Below are 7,762 nucleotides of genomic sequence, written 5' to 3' on the forward strand. Positions count from 1 at the left end.
CCGGAAATACCTTGTGCATCACCGGCAATGGGTGAGGGCGGCAGAGTTTTATGGAGGACACCGATCTGCTCTGGGGACATCATGGGTATGGACTTCAGGATGTCTTGGAATTGCTGAGGTTTCATGGCTGGAACTCCACTTTACACGACAATTCTCATGCTCAGGGAGTATAGACCATGTTAGCAACATTTAATTTGAACAGCGCCGGTGTGGTTTATGTGGGTGGGGTTGTTTATTGCCGCATGAAAGGTGTTTCCACAGGGGTTTGTGCAATCAGTATATTTCAGTATTGGCTGCAAAACAGACAACATGACGTAGAGGGAAATCTGCAAAATCCAGAAGTTGGTGGAGATCACCCTGTTGCTGTTTTAGTTGAATTTGGAAAAGAGGTTCAGTCAGTAGGGTTGAGTGAGGTGCCTGAAACTGCAAGTTTGGTTGAGCCGACTGAAATTACAAGTTTGATTAACACAGATCTTAACCAGCTACAGAAATTACAGTCTGATGTGGTGCTTGGGATACAAAAAGGAGAGATTAATAAAAATGATTTTGTTGGCGAGTTTTCACAATTTCTTGAAGAATATATACAAAAAAAGCAAGGTTCAGAGGCCGGAGTGGTAGATGTTTCAAGTGTTGGGGCTTTAGTTGAAGAACCTGACAGTGGAGAAGGTTTTTTTAATTCATTGTTAGAGCGCACTACTAAGGCAGTAAAAGGCATGATGCCTGAAGGAGGTGCTGCAGAAGTGGTTCGGACTTATTTTTATCCTAGGTATTTCAATAAAGAGTTATAAGCCGGAGGTATTGAGCAGTATTTGGGTGTATAAGTAATGGTCTGATCTGATACAGCCCCCTTCAAAAGAGAGGGTTGCCGGTTTAGGTTTTAAGTACCGCCAACTAAACCAAGGGTAACCCTCAATGAATCAGCATAATGATCTTGTCATTAAACACAAGCCTGGGCTGCTTGAATTCGCTGACCAACTCTGGTGGCCTTAGGCATTGAGCACACGAAAACCAAAGCACGGCACCCTCAAACGAATGGTATCTGTGAGCGGTTCCAAAAGACTTTTCTGAATGAATTTGTCAGGTTGTTGTACCGTCTTTCCAGCCCGGCTTAGGCGGGAATAGCCGCTGTGTCAGAAAGGGTAATTTATTTCTTGATAAGCGTCTATGTCTTGCAGCCCTCTGAACTGTTCTTGAAATTCTCTGGATTCACTGCCGCACTTGGTGCAGACATAGGCTTTTCGCGATTTGGGTTTGGCCGTGATATTTGATTTTAAAACTTATGTTTTAATGCTAAATGAAAAAGCTATGCAAATAACTAATAACAAAATCACGTTAATTTTGAATTGGTTTTATATTGCTGATCTTGGCTGCTACCTTGGTTTGGTATGTACGGCTTTTGCATTTGGGTGATTAATATGAAATCAGGTAGTGGCTGTGGTCGGTTTTTTGCACTAGTGTTTTGCTTCTTTGTGTTTTCAGGCTCAAGCACAGAGGGTTCGGTAATTCCTGAGGTTAGTGATCAATATGATAATGTTGAAGATGTTAATGATGCGATTACTGCAACCAAAAAGCTTATTGTTAATGCTCAACGATATAAGAGTGAGTGTTTTGTGCTTTTTGATTATTTGCTGAGTAAAAAAGAGGATGGAGTGTCTCCCTTTCATGGTACATCAGGTAATTTGCGCTGTGAGAAAATGATAGAAAAGAATGATTACAAGCTGGAAAAACGGTTCTCTACAGCTAATTTAGTGAATAACTATCATTTTGGAGTTGCTTGGAAGGAGATTTCTACGGTTAATTCTGTAGGGTCTCTTTTAGGGTTTTTGCTGGTTTGGAAGAATATAGAGGATCAGTCAGAAGCAGACTACGCTTTTCCTGTAGAACTGGCTTGTGATCCGAGTCAGAAAAAAGGCCGGGTTTTTCTTGAATTTAAGGTGTTCATGAAGGAAAAGGAGTCCTGGTTGTGTGGGAATGAGCCTGTCGAAAGGTTTCCATCAATCCGGCCCGATGATCAACAAAAGTATGATGGATGGTGGGTTTCATTCCTTGGAAATCTTGATGTAAAAACTGACGGTGCAGAGTTTGCTATTGGCAGAAAAGCAGCGAACAAAGGTGGAAATTCATTTAAGCTGCATTCTACTTCCTCATACGACCGGTTGGACAAAAGCCAACGCCATGGACGACCTGTTCTATTGGTCAGGAATAAGGTTTTATCAACGCTAAGGTTTTATGTTGGTGCCCAATGACTGGCTGCGCAGTTTTGATAAGCGAAATCTAAATGCTTATCACAGCTGATGCCGATCAATAAATCACATATATTGCCTGCTGTGCCTAATAGAGCATTAGAGCCTATTCATGAATAGGCTCGTTTTTAAGGGTACGTTAATGTATTTTCTGAGGTTTTGTGAGCGTGGGTTTAATTCAGGATAGCCACAGCACGGGTCCAGCCTGCGGAAGCGCCGCGAATCTTCACGGGGAAGCAGGAAATCATAAAACCGTGGTCTGGCAATGCTTCCAGGTTATGCAGTTTTTCCAGGTGACAGTACGCCATTTGGCGACCTGCCTTATGCCCTTCCCAGATCAGAGAGGCATCCTGGCACTGGCGGTATTTTTCTGCAGTGTGTACAAAAGGAGCGTCCCAGCTCCAGGCGTCGGTTCCTGTGAGCTTGACGCCTCTTTCCAGCAGATAAAGGGTTGCGTCAAGTCCCATGCCGCAACCTGACGAAACATAGTCATCTTTGCCGTAGCGACTGCCAGCTCTGGTATTCACTACGACGATATCCAGAGGTTGGAGCTGATGGCCAACTCTTTTCAGTTCTTTTTCAACATCTTCCGGGGTAACCACATACCCATCTTCAAAATGCCGGAAATCCAGTTTAACCCCCCGCTGAAAGCACCATTCCAGAGGGACTTCATCAATGGTAATGGCCCTTTCGCCATTGTTCATGGTGGAGTGGAAGTGATAAGGCGCATCCAGATGGGTGCCGTTGTGGGTGATCAGTTCCACCTTTTCAATGGCCCAGGCTTCCCCGTCCGGCAGGTCTTCCTGTTCCAGACCAGGGAAAAAGGGGGCAATCTGGCCAAAGGTTTCCCGGTGGCGCATATAGGTGATTTTGGGTCCGTAACCAGGAGGGTCTGATATCACATCATTTTCAAGGTACATTGAAAGGTCAATGATCTGCCTGGGCATATTCTCTCTCCTGATGCAGGTTGGTTGATCAAAAGTCGGTGATACTGTTAAAAATACCTGAACGAAAGGGCTCTTTTCTTTTTTAGAGCGATCTTATGTTGGTTACCACCGGCTTTTGATAAAATTGCAGTCTATCGTCTTTCGACTGGAAGTTCTGTTTTGTCTGCTGTTGCTGTCCTGCCCCGGGTGCTGGGGTCTTTATTTTATTATTCTCCCTCCAGTGAAGAAGCCCGGCGGGTACTGTCCCAGCTGGCTGAACTGCCTTCTGTTTTCCCCTGGAAAACCCCCTCTGAGATAGAGCAGGCCTGCCAGACGATGATGTCGGTAGATCCTGATGAGAGAGATTATACCTTTTCTCTGCTGTTTGAAGGTCCTGGTCCCATGGCTGCCCCACCTTGGGGTTCGGTTTATCAGGACCGGGAAAACCTGCTGATGGGCGAGTCAACGTTAAACTATCGTCGTTTCCTGAACGGACAGGAGCTGCAGCTGGATTCAGAGCTGAATGAGCCGGAAGACCAGTTTGGCCTGATGATTCTGGCCATGGCTTATTTTATGGAAGCCGAGAATGATGAGGCCGTGGTGGAGCTGCTCAAAGTGCACCTTCTGCCTTGGGCTGGGCGTTACCTTGAGTTGCTGGCGGAGGCAGACGACAGTGGATTTTATTCCGCACTGGTTGTGGTCACCCGGGCCTTTCTTGAGGAGGTTACCGTGGCTTATGAAGTGATTCCTGACAACTGCCAGCTCTATCGTTGATGCGTGCAGATTGAACGGGTTAAAGCACTGGAAATACGGTTCTGGCAAAAATGAAAAACCGTATTTCCAATAGATAGGTGCTTATGGGGCGCTTTTCAATACCCGAAGAATCACCTGGACCGGATGGGGGATGGCACCATCACCGTATCGTTTGACCTGGCTACGGCAGGAGTAGCCGGTGGCCACCAGCTTTCCCTGGTTTTCCGGTCGGGTGACCACTTCTTTCCAGCTCAGGTCGTAGAGTTTACGTGAGGTGTCCTGGTTTCGGGATTCATGGCCGTATATACCCGCCATGCCACAGCAGCCGGTGGGTTGATAGTTGAGTTTCATTCCCAGGTTATGGAACAGCTGTTGCCACTGGGCTACGGCTGAAGGGACGTTTGACGTTTCAGTACAGTGCCCAAGTAAAGTAAACTCACCTTTGAGTTGGATTCCCAGCTGCTGAAGGGCCATAGATTGTTGGGAAAACCACTCAGACAGTAATAATACCTCTGGCGAATCTTTACCCATGACTTCCCGGTATTCATCCCGGTAAGTGAGGGTCACTGCTGCATCAATACCCATAAGGCTGACACCGGTGTCTGCCAGCGCTTTGAGCTCATTACCATTGGTGCTGGCCACTTTTTCAAAGCGTCCCAGATACCCGTAGACATGAAGTACCTTGCCATTGGGTTTGAAAGGGGCCACTAAAGGGCGGTAACCCAGGCGGATTAACAGTTCCACCAGATCCGTCAGTAAAGGCGTTTCAAAAAAACTGGTGAAAGCATCCTGAACAATCACCACGGTTTTTTCCCGCTCAGAGGCAGGAATAGATTCGATCAGGCTCCGGCTGGCCGGGGTGGCTCCTGCACGACAGCAGTCATTCAGGGGGGAGGCACTGGTGATCTGGGGCAGGTCGGTCAGGCCAACGGTTTTGCCGGCCAGGCTGTGGGTCAGTGACCAGCCCATGACCCAGTTCCAGGCGGGTTTGAAATGGGCCATAACCGGCAGCATGGGCTCCAGCATCGCGGCTATGTGGTGCTTGATAGGGCGAGGGTAGCGGCTATGGTAAAGCTCAAAATACCTTGACCTGAGATCCGGAACATTCACCTGGATTGGACACTGTCCGGCACAGGACTTACAGCTCATGCAGTTGTCCAGGGCTCCATAGACGGCGTGGCTGAAGTCGTCTTCCCCCCGCCACTTGCTGACCAGGTTGACCAGCTTTTTTCCTGCATCGGTAAAAGCACTGGCCTGACGGGTTTTCCGGGCTTCAGCGGCAACGTCCATTCCGGCTGCACTTTGCAGCCTGAGCCATTCCCTGACCAGGCTGGACCGGCCTTTGGGGGATTGAATCCGGTCATGGGTGGCCTTCCAGGTGGGGCACATGGCACTGTTGGGGCTGTAGTTGAAGCAGGCGCCATTTCCGTTGCAGTACATCCCACTGGTGAATGCTTCAAACGACTGCCGTTCAATGTCCCGGTCCTGCTGGCCCCGGGTGGGTACTTCATCAATTTTCAGCAGTTCCACCGGCTGGGGAAGGCTGGCGGGAGTGGCTATTTTCCCGGGATTCAACTGATTATAGGGATCGAATGTTCCTTTGATGTCCTGGAGAACAGGATAGAGATCCGCAAAAAAATCCGGTGCGTATTCCGAGCGTACGCCTTTCCCATGTTCTCCCCAGAGGACGCCTCCATGGTGACGCGCAAGAGCGGCTACGTCATCACTGATGGTGCGTACCAGTTTTTCCTGCTCCGGGTCTTTCATGTCGATGGCCGGGCGAACGTGAAGGACACCGGCATCCACATGACCAAACATGCCATAAGACAGTTGATGGCTATCCAGAAGGGCGCGGAACTGCTGGATAAAATCAGCCAGATTCTCCGGGGGAACGGCGACATCCTCAACAAAGGGGATAGGGCGGGCGTCGCCTTCCATATTGCCCAGCAGCCCAACCGCCTGCTTGCGCATATTCCAGATTTTTTTGACGTTGGCGGAACCCAGCACGGTCTGGTGCCCGGCACGCCAGAGCCGGGTGGGCTTTTCAAGCTCGTTGATCAGACGGTCAATGCCCTGCTGGATCTCGGCTTCATGGTTGCCGGTGAACTCGACAAAGTTAATCCCGTCGATGTCCTCATTGTGTTCAGGGAAGAAGGCTTTAACGCTCTCCCAGACACTGTCTGACTTGGCCAGACTCAGCACCCGGGAGTCCACGGTTTCAATGGAGGCCGGTTTTGCCGCCATCAGGGACTGGGCATCCTGAAGCGATTCCTGAAAGCTTTTGTAGAAAACCAGCACCAGGGCTGAGTGAGTGGGAATGGGCAGCAGGTTGACCTTGATCTCACTGACCATGGACAGTGTGCCCTCGGACCCGCAGAGGATAGCATTCAGGTCAAACTGCCCCTCTGTATTGAAGATATGGGCAAGGTCGTAGCCGGTGAGGTTCCGGTTCAGTTTTGGAAAGATCTCGGTGACCCGCTCATGGTGTTGCTCATGAACGGCTTTCAGTGTCTGGTGAATGTCACCAACCCGGTCCTGCCGCTGACACAGCTGATCCAGTTCGTGGCTGTCCATGGGGGAAGAGTGCCAGACGGTTCCGTCGGGCAGAACCGAGGTCAGCTCCAGAACATGGTGGCGGGTTTTTCCGTAGACCACGGACCCCTGGCCACTGGCATCGGTGTTGACCATGCCACCGACGGTCGCCCGGTTACTGGTGGACAGCTCCGGGGCAAAGAAAAGTCCTTCTCTGGCCACCTGTTCATTGAGGTCATCTTTCACCGTTCCGGATTGTACCCGGGCCCAGCGTTCTTCAGAGTTGATTTCCAGAACCCGGTTCATATGCCGGCTGGTGTCGATCATAAAACCGCTGGTTAATGATTGGCCGTTGGTGCCGGTGCCGCCTCCCCTTGGAGAAAGAACGATCTGGCGGAAGGGTTCAGTGGCGGCCAGGGTGAACACTTTGCTGATATCCCCGGTAGAACGGGGGTAGAGCACACCCTCGGGCATCACCTGGTAGATCGAATTATCCGTGGACAGCACCGTTCTCCCGGCATAGTCCAATTCGATGTCGCCGCTGAAGCCGGAGGCTTCCAGCTGTCGGGCAAAATGCCCGTAGAGGGTGCTTGTTGTTTTCTGATCCAGCCTGCTGATCACCGCCATACTCCTTTCCATCCCGGACGCTATTGTACGTCATTCAGGAGCGGGTAAAAGAAAATGATGTGCCCGACACCCTTTTCTACGGGTTGGTCAGCAGAGTCTACACTACACCCATTCAGTTGATGGTGTGCTTGGAATGCTGTCCGTGGTCAAGTGTTGGTGTCTGTTTCTCGCTTTTCTGCTGTTTATGAACGGAAAGGCGGCTGCCGGTGACGTTAGCTCCGTATCTCCCCTTCATTTTGTGGTGGCCTTACTCCCCATGATGTTCAGAGAGCATCAGGGTCTTGGGGACGTGAGTGAAGTAATGCCACTGTCTGATGAAAGCCGTTGTCCACAGGCTGTCTCTGGCCAGGGACTTCCGGAGGCTGTTGCAAAAGCTGATGAGATGGGAGTTCAGTGTACTTTCTATGTGTTTGGGGACATTGTTCTTGATGCGCCCCTTGAGCTGAAAGGCCATCGGCTGGTTGGACAGCCAGCCTGGGAGTTCCCCCATGACCATCCCCGGTTATTACCTGTCAGGAAATATGAGCGAGCTCAAGTCAAGCAGAGGGGGCTAGGGAAGGTGCGAACAACCCCAGCTATTTGATAAATTCATCTTTTGGGATCGCAAAAGCAGCCTAGCCCCAGAAATTTTGGTGGATAATCCACCAAAAACTTACTTGAAAGTGGCAGGGTTTAACCACT

At 50.0% G+C, this 7,762-nt stretch carries 6 protein-coding genes and 1 pseudogene; 4 read left to right on the forward strand and 3 right to left on the reverse strand.

The genetic code is table 11. The features are described 5' to 3' along the window. The first annotated feature begins 176 nt into the window (after positions 1-176). The 3 genes and pseudogenes from ACNRUY_RS25335 to ACNRUY_RS25345 all read left to right on the forward strand — a co-directional run bounded on the left by ACNRUY_RS25335 (position 177) and on the right by ACNRUY_RS25345 (position 2,246). Positions 177-788: a hypothetical protein gene (locus ACNRUY_RS25335; RefSeq protein ID WP_488114451.1), complete on the forward strand. Its 612-nt coding sequence runs from the start codon at positions 177-179 to the stop codon at positions 786-788. A 204-nt stretch (positions 789-992) separates the two neighbouring features. Continuing rightward, positions 993-1,094 (forward strand): annotated as a pseudogene (locus ACNRUY_RS25340) (hypothetical protein); the annotation flags it as partial. A gap of 321 nt (positions 1,095-1,415) precedes the next feature. Further along, positions 1,416-2,246: a hypothetical protein gene (locus ACNRUY_RS25345; RefSeq protein ID WP_488114452.1), complete on the forward strand. Its 831-nt coding sequence runs from the start codon at positions 1,416-1,418 to the stop codon at positions 2,244-2,246. 170 nt (positions 2,247-2,416) lie between these two features. On the opposite strand, the gene ACNRUY_RS25350 is transcribed toward ACNRUY_RS25345, so the two are convergent. Beyond that, positions 2,417-3,190, reverse strand: coding sequence for a cyclase family protein (locus ACNRUY_RS25350; protein ID WP_488114453.1), 774 nt, complete (start codon positions 3,188-3,190; stop codon positions 2,417-2,419). A gap of 159 nt (positions 3,191-3,349) precedes the next feature. Here ACNRUY_RS25350 and dmsD point away from each other — a divergent pair, with 159 nt between their 5' ends. Then, positions 3,350-3,943 (forward strand): Tat proofreading chaperone DmsD, encoded by a 594-nt coding sequence (gene dmsD, locus ACNRUY_RS25355; RefSeq protein WP_488114454.1) that lies wholly within the window; start codon positions 3,350-3,352, stop codon positions 3,941-3,943. Between the two features lie 81 nt (positions 3,944-4,024). Here dmsD and ydiJ read toward each other — a convergent pair whose 3' ends face one another. Together ydiJ and ACNRUY_RS25365 are read right to left on the reverse strand one after the other, a co-directional pair. Next, positions 4,025-7,081: a D-2-hydroxyglutarate dehydrogenase YdiJ gene (ydiJ, locus tag ACNRUY_RS25360; RefSeq protein ID WP_488114455.1), complete on the reverse strand. Its 3,057-nt coding sequence runs from the start codon at positions 7,079-7,081 to the stop codon at positions 4,025-4,027. Between the two features lie 247 nt (positions 7,082-7,328). Then, positions 7,329-7,571, reverse strand: a complete 243-nt coding sequence (locus ACNRUY_RS25365) for a hypothetical protein (RefSeq protein WP_488114456.1) — start codon at positions 7,569-7,571, stop codon at positions 7,329-7,331. Positions 7,572-7,762: the final 191 nt, after the last annotated feature.

Source organism: Endozoicomonas sp. Z74 (assembly GCF_057680865.1).

Excerpts from the sequence above, each read along its gene's own strand:
- ACNRUY_RS25335 (WP_488114451.1), top strand. The coding sequence starts at position 177 with ATGTTAGCAACATTTAATTTGAACAGCGCCGGTGTGGTTTATGTGGGT.
- ACNRUY_RS25345 (WP_488114452.1), top strand. The coding sequence starts at position 1,416 with ATGAAATCAGGTAGTGGCTGTGGTCGGTTTTTTGCACTAGTGTTTTGC.
- ydiJ (WP_488114455.1), bottom strand. The coding sequence starts at position 7,081 with ATGGCGGTGATCAGCAGGCTGGATCAGAAAACAACAAGCACCCTCTAC.
- ACNRUY_RS25365 (WP_488114456.1), bottom strand. The coding sequence starts at position 7,571 with ATGGGGGAACTCCCAGGCTGGCTGTCCAACCAGCCGATGGCCTTTCAG.
- ACNRUY_RS25350 (WP_488114453.1), bottom strand. The coding sequence starts at position 3,190 with ATGCCCAGGCAGATCATTGACCTTTCAATGTACCTTGAAAATGATGTG.